This is a genomic window from Actinomadura sp. NPDC000600, assembly GCF_040492135.1.
Lineage (GTDB): Bacteria > Actinomycetota > Actinomycetes > Streptosporangiales > Streptosporangiaceae > Spirillospora.
The window spans coordinates 1-22,731 of sequence record NZ_JBEUPD010000056.1 but is presented as its reverse complement, the minus strand read 5'-3'; the positions used below and the strand labels follow the sequence as shown (position 1 = coordinate 22,731).

The 22,731-nt window shown below is 75.2% G+C and carries 25 protein-coding genes; 16 read left to right on the top strand and 9 right to left on the bottom strand.

Annotated features, from left to right (window positions below):
- Window positions 1–184 precede the first annotated feature (184 nt).
- The 5 genes from ABWI07_RS41330 to ABWI07_RS41310 are packed head-to-tail and all read left to right on the top strand — an operon-like array spanning window position 185 to window position 4,457.
- Window positions 185–1,201: an AAA family ATPase gene (locus ABWI07_RS41330; protein ID WP_353821880.1), complete on the top strand. Its 1,017-nt coding sequence runs from the start codon at window positions 185–187 to the stop codon at window positions 1,199–1,201.
- Window positions 1,198–2,310, top strand: coding sequence for a DUF58 domain-containing protein (locus ABWI07_RS41325; RefSeq protein WP_353821879.1), 1,113 nt, complete (start codon window positions 1,198–1,200; stop codon window positions 2,308–2,310). Before ABWI07_RS41330 ends, ABWI07_RS41325 begins: the two co-directional genes overlap by 4 nt.
- Entirely contained in the window at window positions 2,307–3,254 is a 948-nt protein-coding gene (locus tag ABWI07_RS41320; RefSeq protein WP_149258330.1) for a VWA domain-containing protein, read from the top strand. Before ABWI07_RS41325 ends, ABWI07_RS41320 begins: the two co-directional genes overlap by 4 nt.
- 40 nt (window positions 3,255–3,294) lie before the next feature.
- A complete protein-coding gene (locus ABWI07_RS41315) occupies window positions 3,295–3,909 on the top strand; it encodes a class I SAM-dependent methyltransferase (protein WP_353821878.1) in 615 nt (204 codons plus the stop codon).
- A complete protein-coding gene (locus ABWI07_RS41310) occupies window positions 3,906–4,457 on the top strand; it encodes a TrmH family RNA methyltransferase (protein WP_149258328.1) in 552 nt (183 codons plus the stop codon). The genes ABWI07_RS41315 and ABWI07_RS41310 overlap by 4 nt, the downstream gene beginning before the upstream one ends.
- 59 nt (window positions 4,458–4,516) lie before the next feature.
- On the opposite strand, the gene ABWI07_RS41305 is transcribed toward ABWI07_RS41310, so the two are convergent.
- Window positions 4,517–5,359 carry a LysR family transcriptional regulator gene (locus ABWI07_RS41305; RefSeq protein ID WP_149258327.1) on the bottom strand — a complete coding sequence of 281 codons (843 nt, stop codon included), beginning with the start codon at window positions 5,357–5,359 and terminating at the stop codon, window positions 4,517–4,519.
- 73 nt (window positions 5,360–5,432) lie between these two features.
- Here ABWI07_RS41305 and ABWI07_RS41300 point away from each other — a divergent pair, with 73 nt between their 5' ends.
- Both ABWI07_RS41300 and ABWI07_RS41295 read left to right on the top strand, forming a co-directional pair.
- Window positions 5,433–6,677, top strand: a complete 1,245-nt coding sequence (locus ABWI07_RS41300) for an MFS transporter (RefSeq protein ID WP_353821877.1) — start codon at window positions 5,433–5,435, stop codon at window positions 6,675–6,677.
- A 171-nt stretch (window positions 6,678–6,848) separates the two neighbouring features.
- Entirely contained in the window at window positions 6,849–8,681 is a 1,833-nt protein-coding gene (locus ABWI07_RS41295; protein ID WP_235036662.1) for a class I SAM-dependent methyltransferase, read from the top strand.
- 18 nt (window positions 8,682–8,699) lie between these two features.
- Here the strand turns inward: ABWI07_RS41295 and ABWI07_RS41290 are convergent, their stop codons facing one another.
- Window positions 8,700–8,921: an EF-hand domain-containing protein gene (locus ABWI07_RS41290; protein ID WP_149258326.1), complete on the bottom strand. Its 222-nt coding sequence runs from the start codon at window positions 8,919–8,921 to the stop codon at window positions 8,700–8,702.
- Window positions 8,922–9,039: 118 nt separating this feature from the next.
- Here ABWI07_RS41290 and ABWI07_RS41285 point away from each other — a divergent pair, with 118 nt between their 5' ends.
- Window positions 9,040–9,855 carry a glycerophosphodiester phosphodiesterase family protein gene (locus ABWI07_RS41285; RefSeq protein ID WP_353821876.1) on the top strand — a complete coding sequence of 272 codons (816 nt, stop codon included), beginning with the start codon at window positions 9,040–9,042 and terminating at the stop codon, window positions 9,853–9,855.
- Here ABWI07_RS41285 and ABWI07_RS41280 read toward each other — a convergent pair.
- A complete protein-coding gene (locus ABWI07_RS41280) occupies window positions 9,785–10,462 on the bottom strand; it encodes an HAD family hydrolase (RefSeq protein WP_149258324.1) in 678 nt (225 codons plus the stop codon). The two genes, ABWI07_RS41285 and ABWI07_RS41280, sit on opposite strands and share 71 nt — an antisense overlap.
- A gap of 56 nt (window positions 10,463–10,518) precedes the next feature.
- Between ABWI07_RS41280 and ABWI07_RS41275 the strand changes: the two genes are divergently transcribed.
- Together ABWI07_RS41275 and ABWI07_RS41270 are read left to right on the top strand one after the other, a co-directional pair.
- Window positions 10,519–11,277 (top strand): DeoR/GlpR family DNA-binding transcription regulator, encoded by a 759-nt coding sequence (locus ABWI07_RS41275; protein ID WP_149258323.1) that lies wholly within the window; start codon window positions 10,519–10,521, stop codon window positions 11,275–11,277.
- Window positions 11,274–12,473 carry an MFS transporter gene (locus ABWI07_RS41270; protein WP_149258322.1) on the top strand — a complete coding sequence of 400 codons (1,200 nt, stop codon included), beginning with the start codon at window positions 11,274–11,276 and terminating at the stop codon, window positions 12,471–12,473. Before ABWI07_RS41275 ends, ABWI07_RS41270 begins: the two co-directional genes overlap by 4 nt.
- Here ABWI07_RS41270 and ABWI07_RS41265 read toward each other — a convergent pair.
- Window positions 12,463–12,753, bottom strand: a complete 291-nt coding sequence (locus ABWI07_RS41265; protein WP_200841752.1) for a type II toxin-antitoxin system Phd/YefM family antitoxin — start codon at window positions 12,751–12,753, stop codon at window positions 12,463–12,465. The two genes, ABWI07_RS41270 and ABWI07_RS41265, sit on opposite strands and share 11 nt — an antisense overlap.
- Window positions 12,754–12,934: 181 nt before the next feature.
- On the opposite strand from ABWI07_RS41265, the gene ABWI07_RS41260 reads away from it, so the two are divergent.
- The 3 genes from ABWI07_RS41260 (at window position 12,935) to ABWI07_RS41250 (ending at window position 14,594) form a co-directional block, all read left to right on the top strand.
- Window positions 12,935–13,507, top strand: coding sequence for a ClpP family protease (locus ABWI07_RS41260; RefSeq protein WP_235036721.1), 573 nt, complete (start codon window positions 12,935–12,937; stop codon window positions 13,505–13,507).
- Window positions 13,504–14,109, top strand: a complete 606-nt coding sequence (locus ABWI07_RS41255) for an ATP-dependent Clp protease proteolytic subunit (protein ID WP_149258319.1) — start codon at window positions 13,504–13,506, stop codon at window positions 14,107–14,109. Before ABWI07_RS41260 ends, ABWI07_RS41255 begins: the two co-directional genes overlap by 4 nt.
- A 140-nt stretch (window positions 14,110–14,249) precedes the next feature.
- Complete coding sequence (locus ABWI07_RS41250; protein ID WP_149258318.1) at window positions 14,250–14,594, top strand: RNA polymerase-binding protein RbpA; 345 nt, start codon at window positions 14,250–14,252, stop codon at window positions 14,592–14,594.
- 92 nt (window positions 14,595–14,686) lie between these two features.
- On the opposite strand, the gene ABWI07_RS41245 is transcribed toward ABWI07_RS41250, so the two are convergent.
- Window positions 14,687–15,352 carry a response regulator gene (locus ABWI07_RS41245; protein WP_149258317.1) on the bottom strand — a complete coding sequence of 222 codons (666 nt, stop codon included), beginning with the start codon at window positions 15,350–15,352 and terminating at the stop codon, window positions 14,687–14,689.
- Window positions 15,349–16,353 carry a sensor histidine kinase gene (locus tag ABWI07_RS41240; protein WP_353821875.1) on the bottom strand — a complete coding sequence of 335 codons (1,005 nt, stop codon included), beginning with the start codon at window positions 16,351–16,353 and terminating at the stop codon, window positions 15,349–15,351. The genes ABWI07_RS41245 and ABWI07_RS41240 overlap by 4 nt, the downstream gene beginning before the upstream one ends.
- A gap of 136 nt (window positions 16,354–16,489) precedes the next feature.
- On the opposite strand from ABWI07_RS41240, the gene ABWI07_RS41235 reads away from it, so the two are divergent.
- The 3 genes from ABWI07_RS41235 to ABWI07_RS41225 are packed head-to-tail and all read left to right on the top strand — an operon-like array spanning window position 16,490 to window position 19,685.
- A complete protein-coding gene (locus ABWI07_RS41235; protein WP_353821874.1) occupies window positions 16,490–17,419 on the top strand; it encodes an ABC transporter ATP-binding protein in 930 nt (309 codons plus the stop codon).
- Window positions 17,416–18,870: a DUF1349 domain-containing protein gene (locus tag ABWI07_RS41230; RefSeq protein ID WP_353821873.1), complete on the top strand. Its 1,455-nt coding sequence runs from the start codon at window positions 17,416–17,418 to the stop codon at window positions 18,868–18,870. The genes ABWI07_RS41235 and ABWI07_RS41230 overlap by 4 nt, the downstream gene beginning before the upstream one ends.
- Entirely contained in the window at window positions 18,867–19,685 is an 819-nt protein-coding gene (locus ABWI07_RS41225) for an ABC transporter permease subunit (protein WP_353821872.1), read from the top strand. The genes ABWI07_RS41230 and ABWI07_RS41225 overlap by 4 nt, the downstream gene beginning before the upstream one ends.
- 3 nt (window positions 19,686–19,688) lie before the next feature.
- Here the strand turns inward: ABWI07_RS41225 and ABWI07_RS41220 are convergent, their stop codons facing one another.
- The 3 genes from ABWI07_RS41220 to lnt all read right to left on the bottom strand — a co-directional run.
- On the bottom strand, window positions 19,689–20,252 hold the full coding sequence (locus ABWI07_RS41220) for an FxsA family protein (RefSeq protein ID WP_353821871.1): 564 nt from the start codon (window positions 20,250–20,252) through the stop codon (window positions 19,689–19,691).
- A gap of 96 nt (window positions 20,253–20,348) precedes the next feature.
- Window positions 20,349–21,095: a polyprenol monophosphomannose synthase gene (locus ABWI07_RS41215; RefSeq protein ID WP_149258312.1), complete on the bottom strand. Its 747-nt coding sequence runs from the start codon at window positions 21,093–21,095 to the stop codon at window positions 20,349–20,351.
- A 5-nt stretch (window positions 21,096–21,100) separates the two neighbouring features.
- Window positions 21,101–22,731, bottom strand: a 1,631-nt coding sequence (gene lnt / locus ABWI07_RS41210) for an apolipoprotein N-acyltransferase (RefSeq protein ID WP_353821870.1), incomplete at its 5' end; no start/stop codon positions are given.

Here is a 22,731-nt window from a genome sequence, read left to right as displayed (position 1 = left end):
AACAACCACGCCCTACGATCGGCCCCGGGAACACCCCCGCCGCACCCCCGAACCGATCACCCGCCACACGCACGTATCCCCGGCGAACGGGTACAAGTGATCGCGTAGGGTCGTAAGGCGCCCGCGCCGCACCACCACCACGCACGATGACAGGGCACACGACGGACAAGTGAGGGACACCCACATGACCATCGCCGCCACCGACGTCGACGAGGCCGCAGCACTCCTGCAGACCACCCTCACCGAGGTCAAGAAGGTCATCGTCGGCCAGGAGCACATGGTCGAGCGCATGATCGTCGCGCTCCTCGCCCGCGGCCACTGCCTCCTCGAAGGCGTCCCCGGCGTCGCCAAGACCCTCGCCGTCGGCACCCTCGCCCGCGTCGTCGGCGGCACCTTCGCCCGCCTCCAGTTCACCCCCGACCTCGTCCCCTCCGACATCGTCGGGACCCGCATCTACCACCCCTCCACCGAGCAGTTCGACGTCGAACTCGGCCCCGTCTTCGTCAACTTCGTCCTCGCCGACGAGATCAACCGCGCCCCCGCCAAGGTCCAGTCCGCCCTCCTGGAGGTCATGGCCGAACGCCAGGTCTCCCTCGGCGGCAACACCTACCCCCTCCCCCGCCCCTTCCTCGTCCTCGCCACCCAGAACCCCATCGAGTCCGAAGGCGTCTACCCCCTCCCCGAAGCCCAGCGCGACCGCTTCCTCATGAAGGTCGACGTCCACCACCCCGCCGCCCACGAGGAACTCCAGATCCTCCAGCGCATGAGCGTCGACCCGCCCGAAGCCGCCCAGATCCTCGACACCGACCGCCTCGCCGGCCTCCAGCGCGCCGCCGAGGAGGTCTCCGTCCACGAACTCATCGCCGACTACATCGTCCGGCTCGTCATGGCCACCCGCGAACCCGACCAGTACCGCCTCCCCGACCTGCGCGGCGTCATCGACATCGGCGCCAGCCCCCGCGCCACCCTCGGCCTCGCCTCCGCCGCCCGCGCCCTCGCCCTGCTGGCCGGACGCGACTACGTCCTGCCCGACGACGTCCGCGCCGTCGCCCGCGACGTCATGGCCCACCGCATCGTCCTCACCTTCGACGCCCTCGCCGACGGCGTCGACACCGCCGACGTCATCGGCCAGATCCTCGCCGCCGTCCCCCCGCCCCGCGTCGTCTGGAACCACGGCGCCGCAGCGGTGACCACCGCATGACGGCCCGTCCTCCAACCCCCGCCCACCGCCAATCAAACGACGAGCTCCGCTCGGCCCCCCGTCCTCCAGCCCCCGCCCACCACCAATCAAACGACGAGCTCCGCTCGGCTCACCCCCGCGGCAAACTCGCCCACCTCGCCCCCGAACGCACCCTGCGCCGCCTCGAACTCCAGGTCACCCGCCGCCTCGACGGCCTCCTCAACGGCGAGCACCTCGGCCTGCTCCCCGGCCCCGGCACCGAACTCGCCGAAGCCCGCCTCTACCAGCCCGGCGAGGACGACGTCCGCCACATGGACTGGGCCGTCACCGCCCGCACCACCACCCCCCACGTCCGCGACCTCATCGCCGACCACGAACTCGAGGCCTGGGCCCTGGTCGACCTCACCCCCAGCATGGACTTCGGCACCGGCACCATGATCAAACGCGACCTCGCCGTCGCCGCCCTCGCCGCCGTCGGCTTCCTCACCGTCCGCCTCGGCGACCGCGTCGGCGCCTACCTCCTCCACGACGACGGCATGCGCCGCTGGCCCGCACGCACCGGCAAAGCCGCCCTGTACGCCCTCCTCCAGGCCGTCCTCGACGCCCAGTCCGTCGACGACACCGCCGGACGCCGCACCACCGCCACCGCCCCGCCCCGCGACCTCGCCGCCGCGATCGCCGCCCTCGACCGCGGCCAGACCCGCCGCGGCCTGCGCGTCGTCATCTCCGACTTCCTCACCCCCGACGGCGCCGACCCCACCCCCGACGGCCCCCACGGCCAACCCGCCTGGGAACGCCCCCTGCGCCGCCTCACCGCCCGCCACCAGGTCCTCGCCATCGAGATCATCGACCCCCGCGAACTCGACCTCCCCGACGTCGGCCTCGTCGAGATGACCGACCCCGAGACCGGCACCGTCCACGAGATCGTCCTCAGCCGCCGAGTCCGCGAACGGTACGCGGCCGCGGCCGCCGCCCAGCGCGACCGCACCCGCGCCGCACTGCGCCGCTGCGGCGCCCACCACCTCGTACTGCGCACCGACCGCGACTGGATCGCCGACGTCGCCCGCTTCGCCCTCCGCCAGCGCCGCGCCGCAGGCCGGCCCGTCACCACCGCGGGAGTGCGCCCATGACCTTCCTGTCACCCGAACGCCTCTGGCTCCTCGGCCTCCTGCCGGCCCTGGCCGCCGCCTACCTGCTGATGCAACTGCGCCGCCGGCAGTACGCCGTCCGGTTCACCAACCTCGCCCTGCTGTCCCAGGTCGCCCCGCGCCGCCCCGGCTGGCGCCGGCACGTCGCCGCCGTCCTGTTCCTCATCATGATCGCCCTCATGATGCTCGGGTTCGCGCGGCCCGCCACCGCCGTCAAGGTCCCCCGCGACCGCGCCACCATCGTGGTCGCGGTCGACGTGTCGCTGTCCATGATGGCCCGGGACGTCACCCCCAGCCGCCTCGACGCCGCCAAGGCCGCCGCCAAGCGGTTCATCGGCGACCTGCCCCGCCGCTTCAACGTCGGCGTCGTCGCCTTCGCCGGCAGCGCCAACCTCATCGCCGCCCCGACCGCCGACCGCGACGCCGCCGTCGCCTCCCTCGACCAGCTCGTCCTCGCCAAGCGCACCGCCATCGGCGAGGCCGTCTTCACGTCCCTGCAGGCCGTCCGGTCCCTGGACGCCCAGGCTCGCCAGGACCCGCCGCCCGCCCACATCGTCCTGCTGTCCGACGGGGACAACACCACCGGCCGCTCGGTGCAGGAGGCCATCGACGCCAGCCGCGTCGCGCACGTCCCGGTCTCCACGATCGCCTTCGGCACCCCCTACGGCACCGTCGACATCGAAGGCGAGACCACCAGCGTCTCGGTCAACAAGGAGACCCTGAAGAGCCTCGCCGAGAGCACCGAGGGCAAGGCCTACGAGGCCGCCGACGCCGACCAGCTCCGCGAGGTCTACGCCAACATCGGCACCTCCCTCGGCTTCCGGACCGAGCACCGCGACGTCGCCGCCCGCTACGTCGGCATCGCGCTGCTGTTCGCCTTCGCCGCCGGCGGCGTCTCCCTCGTCTGGTTCTCGCGCCTCCCCTGACGGCTCGCGCGGCCCCCGAACGCTGATACGGTCGGCCGACGTGGGGGAACACTACTTCGCCGACCGGCCCGACGCCGCCAGCCGCCGCCGCACCGTCGACCTCGTCCTGCCGGACCTGCACCTGCGGCTCGCCACCGACAGCGGCGTGTTCTCCCCCGACCGCGTCGACCCCGGCACCCGCGTGCTGCTGGAGACCGTCCCCGCGCCCCCGGCGACCGGAGACCTGCTCGATCTCGGCTGCGGATACGGCCCCATCGCCATCACCATGGCCAAGCGTTCGCTCCAGGCGAGAGTTTTTGGAGTGGATGTGAATCAGCGAGCCTTGGGGCTCGCCGAGGAGAATGCCAAAACCGCCGGCCTTGACAATGTAAGGTTCAGTCTGGCGGACGAGGTCGACCCCGAGCTGCGGTTCGCGGCGATCTGGTCCAACCCGCCGATCCGCATCGGCAAGGCCGCCCTGCACGACCTCCTCCTCACCTGGCTCCCCCGCCTCGCCCCCGGCGGCCTCGCCCACCTCGTCGTCCAGAAGCACCTCGGCTCCGACTCCCTGCAGAAGTGGCTGACCGGCCAGGGCTTCCCCACCGAACGGATCGCCTCCCGATCCGCCTACCGCGTCCTGCGCGTCGCGTCCCGCACGGAAGGCCACACCCGATGAGCACCCCCGACCCCGCCCAGGGGCGCCGCCAGCTGCGCGCCACCGACGTCAAGCGCCTCAACCGCGACTGGCGCCGCCGCACCGAGGCCCGCCTCGGCCTGCTCATCGAATCGGTCACCCAGCCCTTCAACATGGGCTCGATCATCCGCAGCGCCGCCGTGTTCGGCGTCGAGCACCTGTGGCTCGCCGGCAACGCCACGCCCCCGACCCACCGCAACGTCGCCAAGACCGCCCTCGGCACCGACCGCCTCGTCTCCTGGGAGCACGCCGGCACCGCCGCCGAGGCCGCCGCCGCCGTCCGCAAGGAGGGCCTGCGCCTCGTCGCCGTGGAGCTGACCACCGACGCCGTGCCCCTGCACGAGGCCCCCCTCGGCGGGGACGTCTGCCTCGCCATCGGCAGCGAGGACCACGGCTGCTCCCCCGCCCTGCTGGCCGCCGCCGACGCCGTCACCTACATCCCCCAGGTCGGACGCGTCGGCTCCCTCAACGTCGCCGTCGCCACCGCCATCGCCCTCGCCGAGGCCCGCCGACGCGAATGGAGCGCCTGACCCCCACCGGCAGCCGGGCCTAGGCGGCCGAAAGCCGGGGCGCCGGCCCGCGGCGGTCGTCAGATCATGCGTCGGAGTGCGGTCTCCACCGCATCGACCAGGGGATCATCGTCGGTCGCCGGGTGCCGGACAAGACCGAACTCGACGTCCGGCAGGGCGGGCAGGGCGTCCGCGTCATGGCAGGCCATGGCCGGCTCCAGGTTCGCGGGCATGAGCGCCGCGACGCCGAGGCCGGCTCGCACCGCTGCCAGCACGCCCGCCAGGCCGTTGCTCTCGAACGCCACCCGCCAGCGCCGATCGGAACGCACCAGCGTCTCCAGAACCGCCGTACGCCACGAGCACGGGTTGGAGAACAGCACCACCGGCAGCGGGTCCGCGGCCACGTCCACGCCCTGACCGACCGCCCAGACCAGCGGGCGGCGCACCGTCCAGCGCGGCGGCCCGGGAACGCACGGCATCACGTCGAGCACGAGTTGGACGCGGCCCGCGTCGTAGGCCTCCCGCATCGCGGCGTTGGAGAGGCTGAGCACCTCCAGCGTCGCGCCGGGGTGCAGCCGGGCGAGGTCGGCGAGGGCCTGTGAGAGCCGGGACGCGGCGAGGTCCTCGAGAAGCCCGACGCCGCAGCGGCCGGTGAGCGCGCGCACGGTCTCGGTGAGCGCCTGCGCGGACAGCGAGAGGATGCGCTCGGCGTAGGGCAGGAGCTCCTCACCCGCCCGGGTCGGCGCGACGCCCGAGGCGGACCGGTGCAGCAGCGGACGGCCCACGGTGCTCTCCAGCCTGCGCAGCTGCTGGCTGATCGCCGGCTGGGTCTGCCCGAGCGCGGTCGCGGCGCGGCTGATGCTGCCCGCCCGGACTGCGGTGACGAACGACCGCAGCAACGCGATCTCGAGATCTCTCGCCATAAGGAGCCATTATGTCGGGTCAAGCGGATTAACCGCTTCCTATGGCCAGGACAGATCATCTAGCGTCGCGCGGGTGACCGGTTACCGACAGGTGCTCGCCGTGCCGAGGATGGCACCACTGCTGGGCATCGCGTTCCTCGCCCGCGCCGCGATCACGGCCGACGTGATGGCGCTGACGATGTACGTCGTGCTGGGTCTGGACATGAGCTACGCCGCGGCGGGAGGCGTCGCGGCGGCCGTCAGCACGGGGATGGCGCTGGGCGGGCCGCTGCTCGGCCGCGTGATCGACACGCGGGGGCCGCGGGTCGTCCTGCTGACCACCGCCGCGGTGCAGGCCGTCTTCTGGCTGAGCGTGCCGGTCCTGCCGTACGGCGCCCTGCTGGGCGCCGCCTTCGCGGCGGGCCTGCTCATGGTGCCGGTCCCCCTGGTCACCAGGCAGGCGATCGCCGCCATGACGACGGCGGGGCAGCGCCAGGCCGCGTTCGCGCTGGAATCGGTGCAGGGCGAACTGTCGTACATGCTGAGCCCCCCGATCGTGATCTTCTGTGCGGCGAAGGCGTCCCCCGGCCTGGTGGCGTGGGGCGTCGGCGCCGCGATGCTGGCGGGCGCGGTGGGAATCGCCCTGCTCGACCCGCCCCTGCGGACCGGGGACGAAGCGGACGCCGCCGCGGTCGGCCGCCCTCCTCGCCGGGAGTGGCTGACCCCGAGCATGATCGCGACGCTGGTGACGGCGTTCGGCGCCACCATGCTGCTCAGCGCCACCGACCTGGCCATCGTCGCCACCCTCGAAGACGCCGGCCAGGTCTCCTGGGCGGCCGTGGTCGTGGCCGTCTACGGCGTCTCGTCCGTCGCCGGCGGCCTGGTGTACGGCGCGCTCCCCCGGCCGCTGCCCGCGTGGCTGCTGCTCGGCCTGCTCGGCCTGGCGACCGTGCCCGCCGGGCTCGCCCACGACTGGCGCTGGTTGTGCGCGGCCGGCGCCGGCGCCGGCCTGCTCGCCGCCCCGACGCTGTCCACGGTGGCCGACGCCGTCAGCCGCCTCGCGCCCGCCGGCGTGCGCGGCGAGGCCACGGGCCTGCAGTCCTCGGCGCTGAGCGCGGGCTTCGCCCTCGGGGCCCCCGCCGCCGGCACGGCGATCGACCTCACCGCTCCGGGAGGCGGCTTCGCCGCCGCCGGGCTGGCCGGCCTCGCCGCCGCACTGGCCGGAGTCCTGCTGTCCCGCCGCACGACGCCCCGCTCGCGGCCTCCCCTCAGCGCTCCCGCCCTCGCCGGGCCGCCGGACCTCGAACCCTCCGGGTCCGGTATCCGGCCTGGCGCATGAACCAGGGGCCCCGACATGCGCCGGCGGGATCTCCCACCGGCCGCGCACGCGTTACGATCACGGCATGCGGTTCCTCATCTTTGCGTAGGACGCCCCCGCCGCCGCTGATGCCGCGGCGGCCTCCGGCGTCCCCGTAAACCGGCCCCCGGGCCTTCCTGAGGAACCGACTCCATGACAGCGTCATACGCGGCCGTGCTGCGCGCCCCCCACGCCTCCCGCACCTTCGCCTTCGCCTTTCTGGGGAGGCTGTCCTACGGGACCGTCTACCTGTCCCTCACCCTGGCGTTCACCGCGACCACGGGCTCGTACGCCCAGGCCGGCGGGCTGCTGGCCCTGCTCGGCCTCACCGTCTCGGTCGTGTCGCCGGTGCGCGCGGCCCTCATCGACCGGCACGGGCCCCGCCGCGCCCTGCCCCCGATGGCCGCCGCCTACGCCCTCCTCCTCGCCGCCCTCGCCGTCCTCACCTCGCGGCCCGACGCGCCCGTCCCGCTGCTCGGCGTCCTGACCACCGCCGCCGGGGTCACCGCACCCCCGGTCGGCGTGGTCATGCGGACGCTGTGGAACGGCCTCCTCCCGGAGGGCCCTCTCCTGCGCCGCGCCTACAGCCTCGACACCGTCTCCGAAGAGCTGGTCTTCGTCACCGGCCCGCTCCTGGCGGGCCTGCTCGCCGCGGTCGCCGCGCCGTCCCTCGGGGTCGCCCTCGGCGCCGTCCTCATCGCCGCCGGGACCTTCGGCATGGTCGCCTCCCCGGCGGCCCCGCGCCCGGCACTGCGCCGCCGCGCGGCCCGCGTGCGTGTGTTCCCGCTCGCGCCGGCCCTCACCGCCGCCGCCACCGGAGTCGTCCTCGGCTCGACCGGCCTGCTGGCCGTCGCCTTCACCGAGCGCCACCACCAGCCCGCGGCGGTCGCCTGGGTGGAGGCCGCGGTCGCCGCCGGCAGCACCCTCGGCGGCCTCGCCTACGGCGCGCTGAGCCGGGCCGCGCCCGGACGCAGCCGGCTCGCCGTGCTCGCGTGCCCGCTCGGCCTCGCCCTCGCCGCGGCGGGGCTCGCCCCCTCCGTCGCCGTGCTGGCCGCGGCGGCGGCCGCCGCCGGACTGTTCGTCGGACCGACGCTGACCACCGCCTACCTCCTCGCCGACGCCGGCGCGCCGCCCGGCGCCCGGACCCGCGCCGTGGCCTGGGTCAACACCGCGCTGAACCTCGGCGCTTCCGGCGGCACGGCCGCCACCGGCGCGGCCCTGGACGTGCTGCCGCTCCCGGCGTGCTACGCCGTCGCCGCGGCTCCGGCCGTCCTGGTCGCGCTCGTCCTGCCCGCTTTGCCGAAACGGCAACGCAGTTCGCCGCCGGACGCGGTCGCCGCGCACCATCGGAGCATGGACGACACCACCACCCACCAGGAGTACTGGGACTCCCGCTACTCCGAGCACCACCACATCTGGAGCGGCGAGCCCAACGCCGTCCTCGTCCAGGAGGCCGCCGGGCTGGAGCCCGGCACCGCCCTGGACCTCGGATGCGGCGAAGGCGCCGACGCCGTCTGGCTCGCGCGGCGGGGCTGGCGCGTCACCGCCGCCGACATCTCCGGGGTGGCGCTCGAGCGCGCCGCCCGCCACGCCGAGGAGGCCGGCGTCGCCGACCGCGTCGACTGGCAGCGCCGCGACCTCGCCGCCTCCTTCCCCGAAGGGTCCTACGACCTGGTGTCGGCGCAGTTCCTGCACTCCCCCGCCGACATGCCCCGCGAGGAGGTCCTGCGGGCCGCCGCCGCAGCCGTCGCGCCCGGCGGGATCCTGCTCGTCGTCGGGCACGCCGGGCCCCCGCCGTGGGACCCCGGCGCCCACCCCGGGGTGCACCTGCCCACGCCCGACGAGGTCCTGGACTCCCTCGGCCTGCCGGACGGCGAATGGGAGGTCCTGCGCAGCGACGAGCACGAACGCGTCCAGACCGCACCCGACGGGCGGACCATGACCCGCACCGACAACGCCCTCAAGCTGCGGCGCCGGGCCCGCTGACCCGCGCGGCCGCCGCCGTCACCGGGACGAGGTGCGCTCCATCAGCGCGGTGAACTCCTCCAGGGAGATCTTCCCGTCCCGGTTGGCGTCGGCGGCCACGACCACCTCCACGGCGCGGGTGTCGGTGACGTCCTGCCCCAGCCGGCTCATCAAGTTCTTCAGCTCGGCCGTCGAGATGTAGCCGTCGCCGTCCACGTCCACCAGCTCGAACGTCGCCCTGTAGTCGTTCACGTCCGCCATGTCCGCGTTCTCCTTGCTGATCGGTTTTCGCCGCGCCGACGCTAGCACCGGCGTTCCCGCCCCCGCCCTTTACGCAGTAAGGTCAAGACGGGCGGCGAGGTCGGCCATAATCGGACGGGTGCGGCGCTCGTTCGAATTCCTCGACCATCCCGGCCCGATCCCCTTCGCCCACCGCGGCGGCGCGGCCGAGCGCCCGGAGAACTCGATGGCCGCGTTCCAGCGCGCCACCGACCTCGGCTACCGCTACCTGGAGACCGACGCCCACGCCACCGCCGACGGGGTCGTGGTCGCCTTCCACGACCGCACCCTCGACCGCGTCACCGACCGCACCGGCGCCATCGCCCGGCTCCCCTACGCCGAGGTCGCCAAGGCCCTCATCGGCGGCACCGAGCCCATCCCCCGCCTGGAGGACGTCCTCGGCTCCTTCCCCGAGGCGCGCGTCAACATCGACCTGAAGGACGCCCCGGTCATCGGCCCGCTCGCCGAGACGCTGCGCCGCACCGACGCCTGGCGCCGGGTGTGCATCACCTCGTTCTCCACCCGCCGGCTGGCGCAGATGCGCGCCCGGCTCCCCCAGTACACCGACCACGAGGTGTGCATGGCGCTCGGCCCGCGGGGCCTGATGGCGCTGCGCGCCAAGTCCATCGGCGGGCCCACCGCCAAGCTCGTCCGCCTCGCCGCCACCGGCGTCGCCTGCGCCCAGGTGCCCTACGGCCTCGGCCCGGTGCCCTTCGTCACCGAGGCGTTCATCGAGCACGCCCACCGGCTCGGGCTCCAGGTCCACGCGTGGACGGTCAACGACGCCGCCGCCATGAAGCGCCTCCTGGACCTCGGCATCGACGGCATCATGACCGACGAGCTGGTCACCCTCCGCGACGTGATGGCGTCCCGCGGCCTGTGGCCGTACGAGACCCCGCCCGCCGCCCTGCCCTGACCCCGTCCGCCCCGGCGACGCGGGCCAGTTCGGCGCGCAGCCCCGGCACGCCGGTGAACAGCACCGACCGGATGCCGAGCATCCGGGCCGCCCGCACGTTCTCCTCGCGGTCGTCGACGAAGACCACCTCGTCCGGGGCCGCGCCGAGCCGCCCGGTCAGCTCGTGGAAGATCTCCGGCGCGGGCTTGGCGAGGCCCAGGTCGGCGCTGTAGAGCCGGTGCCGGAACAGCGGCGCCCAGGGCCGTCCGTCCACCATGCGGGCGAGCTCGACGGGCGCGTTCGACAGCAGGGCGAGCGGCGTGCCCCGCTCCGCCAGCTCCCTCAGCAGGGCGACGGTGTCCTCGTTGACGTGCGCCCATGTGCGCACGTCCAGGGTCACCAGGACGTGGATCAGGTCGTCGTCCACCGGCACGTCGAGCCGGCCGCACACACGCCGCCAGAACTCCGCGGCGGTCACGGCGGCCAGGTCGTAGTCCCGCCGGTGCGCCCAGTACACCGGCCAGAACCGCGCGGGCGGCGCACCCACCGTCCGGGGCAGCAGCGCCCCGGCGCCCACGGGCGGGGACGCGCTGATCACACCCGCATAGTCGAACACGATCCATGTCATGGGGCCTCCCGAGGTCTCGGTTGACTACCTAACACCAAAACTGCTTGATTGAACACATGGAAAGTTCGAAACGGGTGGACATGCTCATCGAGCGGTTGCGAACCACCGAGCGGGTGAGCGTGACGGAACTGGCCGAGGAGACCGGCGCCTCGGAGATGACCATCCGGCGCGATCTCGACCTGCTCGCCGAGCGGGGCGTGCTGCGCCGGGTGCGGGGCGGGGCGGTGAGCCTGCTGCTGCGCGGCGAGGCGATGCCCTTCGCCGTCCGCGAGCACGAGGCGGCCGAGACCAAGCGGCGCCTCGCCGCCGAGGTCGGCGCGCTCCTCACCGACGGCGAGGCCGTCGTCCTGGACGCCGGCACCACCGCCCTCACCGTCGCCCACGCGATCGCCGGGCGGCGGCTCACCGTCGTCCCCCTCGACCTGCACTCCGCGAACGCCCTCAGCGGGGCCCCGCAGATCCGGCTGCTGGTCCCGGGCGGGCGGACCACGCCCGGGGCGCTGGCGTTCACCGGGCCGCTCACCGAGGCCTCGCTCTCCTCGCTGCGCGTCGACACCGCCGTCCTCGGCGTGTGCGGCCTGTCGGCCGAGCACGGGCTGACGGCGCACGACCTCGACGAGGTCCCGGTCAAGCGCGCGGCGATCGCCTCGGCCCGCCGCGTCGTCGCCGTGTGCGACGGCGCCAAGTTCGGCCGCAGCGGCCTCGGCCTCGTCTGCCCGGCCACCGACCTCGACATGGTGGTCACCGACCGGTCCGCCCCCGACGCCGCCGTCGCCCGCCTGCGGGACGCCGGCGTGGACGTCAGGCTCGTATGACCGCTCCCGAGACGGCCGGACCACCGCGGGCGGCCCGGCTGGCGACCTTCGCCTACTTCGCCCTGACCGGGTTCCTGCTGGGGATGTGGATCGTCCACATCCCTCCCATCGAGCACCGGACCGGGATCGACCACGCGGTGCTCGGACGGCTCCTGCTGCTGCTCGGCGCGGGCGCGGTCGCCGGGATGCGGATCGCGGGCCCCCTCACCGACCGCGCCGGCGCCCGCGGGGTGGTGCCGCTCAGCGCCGCGGCGGCCGGCGCCGCGCTGGTCCTGCCGGGCCTGGCGACCGGCCCCTGGACGCTCGGCGCGGCACTGCTGCTGCTCGGCGCCTGCCACGGAGCGCTGGACGTCGCCATGAACGCCCACGCCGTCCAGGTCGAGCGCGGCTACGGACGGCCCGTCATGGCCGCCTTCCACGCGACCTTCTCCCTCGGCGGCGTCCTGGCCGCCCTGGTCGGCGCCCGGACGCTCACCTGGGGCTGGAGCCCGGCGGCGACCTTTGGCCTCGTGGCGTTCCTGAGTACGGCCATCGGCGCTGCGGCCGCTCCTGCGCTCCTGCGGTCCGGCGCTACGCCGGACGCCGCCGCGCCGGTGCGCCGCCGGACGCCCCGGCGCATCCGGGGGCTGGCCGCGCTCGCTTTCATGATCATGCTGTGCGAGGGAGTGGCCAACGACTGGAGCGCGCTGCACCTGCGCGGTCTGGACGCCTCCCCCGGCACGGCGGCGCTGGCGTTCGGGGCCTTCTCCACCGCCATGACCGGCGGGCGGCTGCTGGCCGACCGGCTCGCCGCGCGCTTCGGCCCGGTGGCCGTCCTCCGCAACGGCGCCGGCCTGGCCGCGTTCGGCCTGGCGCTGGCGGCGCTGTCGCCCCGGGAGGCTCCGGCCCTGATCGGCTGGGCCGTGCTCGGCGCGGGGCTGTCGGGGGCCGTCCCCCAGTTGTTCAGCGCCGCCGGCCACCACGACCGGGCCGCCTCCGGTGCCAACGTCTCCCGCGTGGCGGGACTCGGCTACCTCGGGATGCTCGCAGGTCCGGCCGTCATCGGCCCGCTCACCCGCGTCATGCCGCTCGGCCTGACGCTGCTCCTGCCGGCCGCGCTCTGCGTCGTCGCGGCCGCGGCGGCGGGCCTCGTCCGTCCCCGGGACGACGCCGGCGCCCGTCCGCGGACGGGCCTCGGAACCGGAGTCAGGGCCTGAAGCCGGGCGGGCGGTACTCGGCCGCGATGCGCATCGGCGGCTGCGGCGGCTGCTGGGGCCGCTCCGCGGGACGGGACGGCTGCCCGGGCGTGACGGTCCCGCCCATCTGCAGGTCGGCGCGCTGGGAGCGGACCGTCTCCAGGAGCTCCAGATCCTCCGGGGAGACCAGGGCGGCCATCACCCGGCCCCGCCGCGTGAGCCGGACGGGCTCGCCGGTGTAGGCGACCCGGTTCACCAGATCCGCGAACTGGGCGCGTGCTTCGGTTACCGGAACATCCACGTGATTCATCGTATAGCGAAACACTCCGCCGCCCTCTGGCCGTCCTCCGACTTCTGGATTACTGTCCGTACGTAGTGTACGAAATGTACAGATGATCAAGGAGGCTCGGGTGAACGGCGAACCGTGGCGAGAGGACGGCGGGCGGCGGGCCGAGACGTTCGCGGGCAGGTCGCGGGCCGGCGTGGCCGAACTGCCGCGACTGGCGGACGCCCAGCTGTTCGAGCGGCTGCTGGCGCAGCGGATCGTGTTCCTCGGCAGCGAGATCGACGACGGCGTCGCCAACCGGGTCGGCGCGCAGCTCCTCCTGCTCGCCGCGCAGGACGCCCGGCGCGACATCACCCTCTACATCAACTCCCCCGGCGGCGTCGTGGACGCCGGGATGGCGATCTACGACATGATGCAGTTCGTCCCGAACGACATATCCACCGTCGCGATGGGCATGGCCGCCTCCATGGGACAGACGCTGCTGTGCGCGGGGACGCGGGGCAAGCGGTACGCGCTGCGCCACGCGCGCGTGATGATGCACCAGCCGCACGGCGGCATCGGCGGCACCGCGTCCGACATCAGGATCCAGGCGGAACAGTCGCTGTACCTCAAGCGGACCCTGGCGGAGCGCACCGCGTTCCACACCGGCCAGCCGCTGGAGCGCATCGAGGCCGACGGGGACCGCGACGCGTGGTTCACCGCGGAGGAGGCCCGCGACTACGGTTTCGTCGACCACGTCATCGACAGCACCGACCGGGTGGGCACATGACACGAGCGGAACGGCGCTCCCTCGTCCCCCAGTTCGAGGAGCGGACCGGCCAGGGCCGGAAGGAGACCGACCCCTACAGCAAGCTGTTCGAGGAGCGCATCGTGTTCCTCGGCGCGCCGGTCGACGACACCAGCGCGGGCGACGTCACGGCGCAGATGCTGGCGCTGGAGGCGATGGACCCCGACCGGCCCATCGCCCTGTACATCAACTCGCCGGGCGGCTCGATCACCGCGATGCTGGCGATCTGCGACACGATGCGCTACGTGCGGCCCGAGATCGAGACGACCTGCGTCGGGCAGGCCGGGTCGGCCGCGGCGATCCTGCTGGCGGCGGGCTCGCCCGGACGCAGGCAGGCGCTGCCGGACGCGCGGATCCTGCTGCACGAGCCGGCGCTCGAGACGGCCGGCGGCCAGGCCACGGACCTGGCGATCCAGGCGCAGGAGGTGCTGCGGATGCGCGGGCAGACCGAGGCGATCCTCGCCGAGGCCACCGGGCACGACCCCGCGGACGTCCGCCGCGACCTGGAGCGCGAGCGCTACTTCACCGCCGCGGAGGCCAAGGACTACGGGCTGATCGACGCGGTCCTGACATCCCGTCACTAGCGCGCCAGCCGCGTGTTCCCCGCCGGCGGCTGGGTACGGCCGCAAACAGCAGGGTTGGATCACCCCGGGCGCGGGAATCTTGGCAGGGTGTTCAGCGTTGGTCAGGGCAAGACCGCAAGCCGTCTGGGAGGCACGTGACGATGGCCGAGCGCGCACTTCGCGGCACCCGACTCGGAGCGACGAGCTACGAGAACGATCGCAACACCGATCTGGCCCCTCGCCAAGAGGTGGACTACACCTGCACGAAGGGCCACCGGTTCACCGTGACGCTCGCAGCCGAGGCCGAGGTGCCGATCACCTGGGAATGCCGCAGCTGCGGCGCCACGGCCCTGCGGGTCGACGGGGAGCTGCCCCAAGCGAAGAAGGGAAAGCCGCCGCGGACCCACTGGGACATGCTCATGGAGCGCAGGACCGTGGAAGACCTTGAGGAGGTCCTGGCCGAACGCCTGGAGATCCTGCGAGCGGGACGCAGGAAGTCCGCGTGAACGGCTGACAGGCTCGTAGCGAAGGCCCGTACCGGCGAGGGTGCGGGCCTTCGCCATGCCCGAGGCGGGCGCCGCGGCCCGGTCCGGGCGGGTCACCTGTCCGAGCGGGGCAGCACCAGGCCGCTCTCGTAGGCGGCGACGACCGCCTGGACGCGGTCGCGCAGCCCGAGCTTGCGCAGGATCCGGCTGACGTGGGTCTTGACCGTCTCCTCCCCGACGACCAGCCGGGCGGCGACCTCGGCGTTGGACAGGCCCGCCGCGACCAGGCGCAGCACGTCGGTCTCGCGCGGGGTCAGGGCGTCCAGGACCGGCCCCCGCGACGGCGGGCGCGGCCGCAGCCGCGCGAACTCCCCGATGAGGCGGCGGGTGACGGCCGGTGCGAGCAGCGCCTCCCCCGCCGCGACGACCCGGACGGCGTCGAACAGCCGCTCGGCCGTGACGTCCTTGAGCAGGAACCCGCTGGCGCCCGCGACGAGTGCGTCGTAGACGTGCTCGTCCAGGTCGAACGTGGTCAGCATCAGCACCCGCGGCGGGTCCGGCTCGGCGGTGACGCGGCGGGTGGCCTCGATGCCGTCCATGACCGGCATCCGCACGTCCATCAGCACGACGTCCGGACGGTGCTCGCCGCACACCCGCACCGCGGCGGCGCCGTCGGCCGCCGTCGCCACGACCTCCAGGTCCGGCTGGGTGCCCAGCAGGGCCCCGAACCCGGCGCGGACGACCTCCTGGTCGTCGGCCACCACGACGCGCACGCTCACGGCTCCTCCTCCAGCGGCAGGACCGCCTCCACCAGGAACCCTCCGCCGGGCCCGGGGCCGGTGCGCAGGTCGCCGCCCGCGGCGGCGGCCCGCTCGCGCATGCCGAGCAGCCCGTGCCCGGCCGGGCCGCCGCCGGGCCCGGGCCCGGGGCCGTTGTCGCGGACGCTGACGCGCAGGGCGTCCGGGGCGTACCGGAGCTCCACGTCGACGGCGGCGCCCGGCGCGTGCCTGCGGGCGTTGGTCAGGGCCTCCTGGACGATCCGGTAGACCGCCAGCTCCAGCCCCGGGTCCAGGGCGGCGACGCGCCCGCCGACGATCAGCCGGACGCCCGCGGCGCCCGACTCGCGGGTCTGGTCGACCAGGTCGAGGAGCTCCTGCAGGCCGGGCTGGGGGCGGCGGGTCGGCTCGGCGCCGGCGTCCTCGCGCAGCACGCCGAGCAGCCGCCGCATCTCGGTGAGCGCGGTGCGGGCGGTGTCGCCGATGGCCAGCAGCCGCCTGGCGCCCTCGTCCGGCATGCCGGGCACCGCGAGCCGGGCCGTCTCGGCCTGCACGGAGATCATCGAGATGTGGTGGGCGACGACGTCGTGCAGCTCGCGCGCGATGCGGGCCCGCTCGCCGCGCGCGGTGTGCTCCAGCAGTGTGCTCTCGAACGCCCGCCGGGAGGCGGCGAGCGCGGCGGTCTCGGCGCGGCGCCGCAGGACGCGGCGGCGCGCCAGGACCGTCCAGACGGTGACGAGGGCGGCGAGCGCGGCGACGGCGGCACCGCGGTGCAGGACGCACGCCGCGGCCGCCGCCACGGTGATCGCGGCGGCGGCGGCCGAGGCCCGGTCGCGGACGAGCGCCAGCGGGAGCGTGGCGCACACGTCCACCACCAGGGCCAGGGACAGGACCACCCCCGAACCGTGGGTGCGGTACACGGCCTCGGCGGCGGCGGCCAGGGCGAGGCACCCGCCGGCCACCGGCCACCGCGCCCGCCCGGCGGTCTGGTCGCTGTCGCCCACGCACGCCATTGTGGCGCGGACGGCGCCGCGGCGGCGTCCCTCGCGGGAGGGACGCCCGGTCCCCCGGCCCCCGCCCGCGAAGACTCCTCCCCCGCGTGATGACCCGGAGGCGCGGCGCTCCGTAGCCTCCCGGTCCATGGAGGCAACCATCGAAGTACGGGCCCTGCGCAAGCGGTACGGGCCCACCGTCGCCGTGGACGACCTGTCGTTCACGGTCGGCCCCGGGCGGGTCACCGGGTTCGTCGGCCCGAACGGCGCCGGCAAGTCCACCACCATGCGCATGATCATGGGCCTGGACCGGCCCGACGGCGGGACCGCGCTGGTCGGCGGCAGGCCCTACCGGTCGCTGCGGACGCCGCTGTGCCGGCTCGGGGCGATGCTGGACGCGTCGGCGGTCCATCCGGCCCGCCGCGCCCGCGACCACCTGCTGTGGCTCGCGCACGCCAACGGGCTGCCGGTCCGGCGGGTGGACGAGGTGATCGGGCTGACCGGGCTGGCGAGCGCGGCGCGCCGCCGGGCGGGCGGCTTCTCCCTCGGCATGCGGCAGCGGCTCGGGATCGCCGCGGCGCTGCTCGGGGACCCGCCGGTGCTGATGTTCGACGAGCCGGTCAACGGCCTGGACCCCGAGGGCGTCACCTGGATCCGGGGGCTGCTGCGGTCGCTGGCCGCCGAGGGGCGGGCCGTGCTGGTGTCCAGCCACCTGATGGCCGAGCTGGAGGGCGGCGCCGACCACCTGGTGGTGATCGGGCGCGGCCGGCTGGTCGCCGACACCAGCGTCGCGGACCTGCTGTCCGCCGCGTCCGGCGGCCGGGTCGAGCTGCGGACCGCCGAACGGCGCGAGGCCATGACCGCCCTGGCCCGCGCGGGCGCCACCGTGGCGGCGTCCGGGCCGGACGCGGTCACCGTCACCGGGCTGCCCGCCGAGCGGATCATCGTGGTGCTCACCGAGGTCGGCGTGGGGTTCACCGGCATCGGCGAGCACCGCGCCTCGCTTGAGGAGGCCTACATGGAGCTGACCCGCGACGCGGTGGAGTTCCAGAGCGCGCCGGTCCAGGAGGCCCTGTGAGCACGCCGGGGCCGGCCGCGGCGACCTCGTACCGCAGCACGCTCGAAGCCGAGGCCCGCGACGGGTTCGGGCGGCTGCTGCTCGCCGAGTGGACCAAGCTGCGCACCGTCCGCCGCTGGATGCTGGCCCTGCCGGCGGCGGTGCTGCTGGCCGTGCTCGTGGCGCTGCTGTCGGCGGCGGGCAGCGAGTCCACCGGCTCGGGGGACGGGCCGTCCGACCCGGCGCGGCTCCAGACCATCGACCTCGGCCACTACACCTACCTGCCCCTGGCGGGCGACGGCTCGATCGTCGCGCGCGTCACCTCCCAGGAGGGCGGCGGCGCGTGGGCCAAGGCCGGCCTGATGATCAGGGGGAGCGCGGACCAGGGCACCCCGTACGCGGCGCTGGTGGTGACGCCGGGGCACGGCGTCCGGCTCCAGACCGGCTACAAGGCAGGCGGCGCCTACGGCGGCGCCGGCACCGTGCCGCGCTGGCTCAAGCTGACCCGCGGCGGGACGGGCGTCACGGGCTACGCCTCGTCCGACGGCCGCGACTGGCGCCGCGTCGGGTCGGTCCAGCTGGAGGGCCTGCCGAAGACGGCCCTGGCGGGCATGGTCGTGGCGGCCCCGGACAAGGTCGAGGTGCAGCGGATGTTCGGCGGGGAGAGCGTCTCAGGAGAGCCCTCCGCCACCCGGGCGACCTTCGACCAGGTGGCGGTGACGCCGGCGCAGCCGGGCGCCGCGTGGCGCGACCGCGGCGCCACGGACGGCCCGGCGGCCGACCCGTCGCTGGACGGCCGCACCGGGTCCGGCGGGACGTTCGCGCTGAAGGGAGTGGGGGACATCGGGCCCAACGCGTTCGCCGACGACACCGCCAAGGCGACCCTCGCCGGGGTGCTGATCGGCCAGGTGGCGATCGTGGTGGTGGCCGTGCTGTCGGTGACGGCCGAGTACCGGCGCGGGATGCTGCGCACGACGTTCGCCGCCTCCCCCGGCCGCGGCCGGGTGCTGGCCGCCAAGGCGGTCGTGGCGGGCCTGGCGGCGCTGGCGGCGGGGCTGGCGGCGGCGTTCGGGTCGGTGCTGCTCGCCGGGCCGGTGCAGCGCTCGCACGGGCTGGCGACGCCGTCCCTCGCCAACGGGACCGTGCTGCGCGCCGTCCTCGGCACGGCCGCACTGCTCGCCGTGATCGCCGTGTTCTCCCTGGCGGTCGCGGTGATCGTGCGGCGCAGCGCGCCCGCGATCACGATCGTGCTGCTGCTCCTGCTCGTCCCGCAGATCGTCGCGACCGGGCTGCCGCTGTCGGCGGCGCGGTGGCTGGAGCGCCTCACCCCGGCGGCCGGGTTCGCGATCCAGCAGACCGTCGCCCGGTTCGACCGGGCGATCGGCCCGTGGGCCGGGTTCGGGGTGCTGTGCGCCTACACGGCGGTCGCGCTGGCCGCCGCCGCGTGGCTGCTCAGGCGGCGGGACGCATGACCGGTCGGGCACGCGGGAGCCGGCGCGCGCTGCACGCGCTGCACGCCGAATGGACGAAGCTGCGCACGGTGCCGAGCACCGCGCTGCTCGCGCCGGCGCTCGCCGTCCTGGTCGCCGCGGTGGGCGCCGCGGTCACCGGGACCGTGGACACCGCGCACTGCGCCACGCCCGCCGGGTGCATGGAGGACACGCCGAAGCTGGCGCTGTCGGGCGTCCAGGTGGGGCAGGTCGCCGCGGTCGTCCTCGGCGTGCTGGCGGTCGGCGGCGAGTACGCCGCAGGGACGATCACCGCGACGCTGGCGGCGGTGCCGGGCCGGATCACGGTGCTGGCCGCCAAGGCCGCCGTGGTGGCGGGCCTGGTCGCCGCGGCCGGGACGGCCGGGGTGCTGGCGTCGCTGGCGGCGGGGCGGGGCATCCTGCCCGGCAACGGCTTCACGGCCGCGAACGGCTACCCGCCGCTGTCGCTCGCCGACGGCCCCACCGCCCGCGCGGCCGCCGGGACCGTCCTGTACCTGGTGCTGGTCGCCCTGCTGGCGCTGGGCGTCGGGACGGTGCTGCGGGAGCAGGCGGCGGCGATCAGCGCGGTGCTGGCGCTGCTGTGGATCGTCCCGGTCCTCGTCCGGCTCGTCGGCGACGACGCCTGGCAGGAGCGGCTGTCGAAGGCCGCGCCGATGACGGCGGGCCTGGCCGTCCAGGCGACGCGGGGCGTGGACCGGTTGCCGATCGGGCCGTGGCAGGGCCTCGGGGTGCTGGCCGCCTACACGGCCGCGGCCCTGCTGGCGGGCGGCGCCGTGTTCGCCGCCCGCGACGCCTGACGGTCAGGCGCGCGAGGGCCTGTCGTCCCTCTGCCCGGCGGGAGCGTCGTCCTGCCCGGCGGGCGTGTCGCCCTCGATGACCTCGCCGCGGACCACCGGTCCCGGCGGGGTCTCGACGCGCTCGGGGCCCCGGCCGCGGCCGAACGGGTCGAACCCGGCGGCGCCGGGCGGGAACATCGTGGCGGCGCGCTCCTCGGCGGCCCGCATCCGCCGGGCCGCGAACACGCCCAGGACGCGGCGGACGAGCGGGCGGGTGAACGGGAGCACCAGCGCGAGCCCCAGCACGTCGGTGACGAAGCCGGGGACCAGCAGCAGGACGCCGCCGGCCATGACCAGCGCCGCGTCGGCGACCTCCCGGTCGGGCAGGACGCCCCGCCGCGCCGTCTCCTGCAGGGCCCGCCAGGCGCGGCGGCCCTCCCGCCGGACGAGCCACGCGCCGAGGACGGTCTCGGCGATCAGCAGCCCGACCGTGGGCCAGACGCCGATCACCCCGCCGACCTGGATCAGCACGAAGATCTCCAGGACCGGCAGCAGCAGGAGCGCCAGGACGATCAGCAGCGGCAGCATGTCTCCATCTTCGGGGTCGTCGAAAGCCTCTCCCCCGTTCAACGCAGGGACGGCCCCGTTCGTTTCCCGGCGCGCGCCCGGCGCGCCGGGCGCGCGTCAGCGGGGGTCGCGGAGCTTGCCGATGCGATCGGACATCCCCCACTGGGTGATCCGCAGCGCCGCCTCGGCCATCACGTCCCGGCTCATCTTGCTGGTCCCGTGGACGCGCTCGACGAACGTGATCGGCACCTCGACCACGCGCAGGCCCTGCCGCAGGGCCCGCAGCGCCAGGTCGATCTGGAAGCAGTAGCCGCGCGAGTCGACGCCCTCCAGCCCGATCTTCTCCAGGGTCGCGGCGCGGAAGGCGCGGAAGCCGCCGGTGGAGTCGTGCAGCGGGATGCCGAGCATCACCCGGGCGTAGGTGTTGGCGCCGCGCGACAGCGCCTCGCGCCGCTTCGGCCAGTTGCGCACCCTGCCGCCGGGCACCCAGCGGGCCCCGATGACGAGGTCGGCGTCCTCCAGCGCCGACAGCAGCCGCGGCAGCTCCTCGGGCTGGTGGGAGCCGTCGGCGTCCATCTCGACCATGACGTCGTAGCCGTGCTCGGCGGCCCACCGGAAACCGGCGATGTAGGCGGGGCCGAGGCCCTCCTTGCCCTGCCGGTGCAGGACCTTGACCTGCTCGTCCGCGGCCGCCATCGCGTCGGCGACCTCTCCGGTCCCGTCGGGGCTCGCGTCGTCCACGACCAGGACGTCCACCGACGGGACGGCCTCGCGCACCCGCCCGGTGATGCGCTCGATGTTGTCCCGCTCGTTGTACGTCGGGATGATCACGAGCACCCGGCCGAGCCCGGCTGGGATCTCCATCGGCGTCAATTCCCCTCGTTCTTCCTGGCTGTCCGTACCGCCGCGCCGACCGCGCCGAGCCCGAGCAGCGCGAGCGCCCACTCGGGCGCCTCCCCCAGCCGGTCGGCCGTCGTCCGCGACGCGCGCGCCGGGACGGCCGCGACCTGGATGTCGGGGACGAACTCCCGGGACCGGTCGACCATCCGGCCGTCGGGGGCGACGATGGCGCTGATCCCGCTCGTCGCGGCTACCAAGATCGTACGGCCATGTTCGACCGCGCGCAGCCGCGACATGGCGATCTGCTGGGGCGGCAGGCTGGTCTTGCCGTAGGTGGCGTTGTTGGTCTGCACGACCAGGATGTCACCGCGCGCCACGTCGCGGACCTCCTTGTCGTAGGCGACCTCGAAGCAGATCACGTCGCCGATGTCCACCGGCCCGAGCGCCATCACGCCGGAGCGGTCGCCCTTGGCGAAGTCGCGCGGGATCCGCTCGAACCGGGTGATCAGCTTGGTCAGGACGTCGCGGAACGGCAGGTACTCGCCGAACGGGACGGGGTGCCGCTTGACGTAGTAGTCGCCCGGGCCGGTCCGGGGGTCCCAGACGATGCCGCGGTTCTCGACCTTCTCCCCGTCGGGGGTGTCGGTGAGGGCGCCGACGAGGACGGGGACGCCGATGTCCTTCACCGCGCCGTCGATGGCGGTGTAGGCGTCGGGCTCGGCGTAGGGGTCCAGGTCGCTGGCGTTCTCCGGCCACACCACCAGCTCCGGCTTGGCGAACCGCCCCGCGCGGACCCCCTCGGCCAGCTCGTGGGTGGCCTTGACGTGGTTGTCCAGCACGGCCTTGCGCTGGCCGAGGAAGTCCAGGCCGAGGCGCGGCACGTTCCCCTGGATCACCGCGACGGTGACCGGGCGGCCCGAGGCGGGGGTGGGGATCAGCAGGCCGCCGGCGACGGCGGCGCCGACCGCGCCGAGGCAGACCGCGGCGGGGACCATTGCCCGGCGCGTCCGGGACGGCTCCCGCCCGTCCGCACCGTCGGTCTCGGAGCCGTCGGGCTGGGAGGCTCCGGCCTGGGCACGGTGGGCCCAGGCGCGGTGGGCGGCCACGGCGGCGCAGGCGAGGAGCCCGCCCAGCAGGGCCGTCAGGAACGTGACGAGGGGCGCGCCGCCGAAGGACGCGTACGGGGTCAGCGGCGTGTCGGTCTGGCTGAACGCGAGCCGCGCCCAGGGGAACCCGCCGAACGGGACGCGGCCGCGGACCGCCTCCTGGCCGACCCACAGCGCGGCCGTCCACACCGGCCAGCCCGGGAGCCGGGTGACCAGCGCGATGCCGGCGCCGAGGGGCAGGAAGTAGGCGGCCTCGACGAGGCTGAGGATGATCCAGCCGTCCGGGCCGATCCGGGAGATGCCCTCCAGCGCGGGGATGAAGAACGCGGCGCCGCCGACGAAGGCGAGCCAGGCGCCGGTGCGGGCCGTCAGGCCGCGCAGCGCGAGGGTCAGCAGCGCGACGCCCACCGGCGCGAGGGGCGTGAGGTCGAACGGGGGGAAGGCGGGCCACATCAGGAGCCCGGCCGCCGCCGCCAGCAGCGTGCGGGGCCAGCCCGCGCGGCCCCCGGAGCGCAGGCCGCCGCGCAGCCGGGCGAGCCGCCGGCGCGGCGCCC

Excerpts from the sequence above, each read along its gene's own strand:
- ABWI07_RS41330 (WP_353821880.1), top strand. The coding sequence starts at position 185 with ATGACCATCGCCGCCACCGACGTCGACGAGGCCGCAGCACTCCTGCAG.
- ABWI07_RS41325 (WP_353821879.1), top strand. The coding sequence starts at position 1,198 with ATGACGGCCCGTCCTCCAACCCCCGCCCACCGCCAATCAAACGACGAG.
- ABWI07_RS41320 (WP_149258330.1), top strand. The coding sequence starts at position 2,307 with ATGACCTTCCTGTCACCCGAACGCCTCTGGCTCCTCGGCCTCCTGCCG.
- ABWI07_RS41310 (WP_149258328.1), top strand. The coding sequence starts at position 3,906 with ATGAGCACCCCCGACCCCGCCCAGGGGCGCCGCCAGCTGCGCGCCACC.
- ABWI07_RS41305 (WP_149258327.1), bottom strand. The coding sequence starts at position 5,359 with ATGGCGAGAGATCTCGAGATCGCGTTGCTGCGGTCGTTCGTCACCGCA.
- ABWI07_RS41295 (WP_235036662.1), top strand. The coding sequence starts at position 6,849 with ATGACAGCGTCATACGCGGCCGTGCTGCGCGCCCCCCACGCCTCCCGC.
- ABWI07_RS41290 (WP_149258326.1), bottom strand. The coding sequence starts at position 8,921 with ATGGCGGACGTGAACGACTACAGGGCGACGTTCGAGCTGGTGGACGTG.
- ABWI07_RS41280 (WP_149258324.1), bottom strand. The coding sequence starts at position 10,462 with ATGACATGGATCGTGTTCGACTATGCGGGTGTGATCAGCGCGTCCCCG.
- ABWI07_RS41275 (WP_149258323.1), top strand. The coding sequence starts at position 10,519 with ATGGAAAGTTCGAAACGGGTGGACATGCTCATCGAGCGGTTGCGAACC.
- ABWI07_RS41270 (WP_149258322.1), top strand. The coding sequence starts at position 11,274 with ATGACCGCTCCCGAGACGGCCGGACCACCGCGGGCGGCCCGGCTGGCG.
- ABWI07_RS41255 (WP_149258319.1), top strand. The coding sequence starts at position 13,504 with ATGACACGAGCGGAACGGCGCTCCCTCGTCCCCCAGTTCGAGGAGCGG.
- ABWI07_RS41250 (WP_149258318.1), top strand. The coding sequence starts at position 14,250 with ATGGCCGAGCGCGCACTTCGCGGCACCCGACTCGGAGCGACGAGCTAC.
- ABWI07_RS41235 (WP_353821874.1), top strand. The coding sequence starts at position 16,490 with ATGGAGGCAACCATCGAAGTACGGGCCCTGCGCAAGCGGTACGGGCCC.
- ABWI07_RS41225 (WP_353821872.1), top strand. The coding sequence starts at position 18,867 with ATGACCGGTCGGGCACGCGGGAGCCGGCGCGCGCTGCACGCGCTGCAC.
- ABWI07_RS41220 (WP_353821871.1), bottom strand. The coding sequence starts at position 20,252 with ATGCTGCCGCTGCTGATCGTCCTGGCGCTCCTGCTGCTGCCGGTCCTG.
- ABWI07_RS41215 (WP_149258312.1), bottom strand. The coding sequence starts at position 21,095 with ATGGAGATCCCAGCCGGGCTCGGCCGGGTGCTCGTGATCATCCCGACG.